Origin of the sequence: Verminephrobacter aporrectodeae subsp. tuberculatae At4, from assembly GCF_000193225.1 — a bacterium.
In the GTDB taxonomy this organism is placed as follows: Bacteria; Pseudomonadota; Gammaproteobacteria; order Burkholderiales; family Burkholderiaceae_C; genus Acidovorax; species Acidovorax aporrectodeae.
Genome location: NZ_AFAL01000599.1, coordinates 1 through 330 on the forward strand (window position 1 = coordinate 1; position 330 = coordinate 330).

The 330-nt window shown below is 65.5% G+C and carries 1 protein-coding gene; it reads left to right on the forward strand.

What is annotated here, in order from left to right:
• A partial coding sequence (locus tag VTU_RS28350) for a SwmB domain-containing protein (protein ID WP_040893179.1) occupies positions 1–330 on the forward strand: 330 nt, incomplete at both ends.

Here is a 330-nt window from a genome sequence, read left to right on the forward strand (position 1 = left end):
ACTGAGCCGCGCCGCGGCCCACCGGGAGAGTCTGAGCCTCAGCTACACCAAACCCGCGACCGGCGCCGTGGTGCAGGACGTGGCCGGCAACGACGCGGTGGACGTCATCAACCTGTTTGTAACCAACGACACGCCAGTAGACAGCACGCCCCCGGTGATCGAAACCACCACGGTCAACGGCAACCAACTGACGCTGACCTACACCGACGCGAGCAACCTGGATGTCGTGAACACCGCAGCCGCCTCGGCCTATGCGGTCAGCAGCGCAGGCAACGCGGCCATCAGCGTGAGCAGTGTGGCGGTATCGGCCAAGACCGTGACGCTGACGCT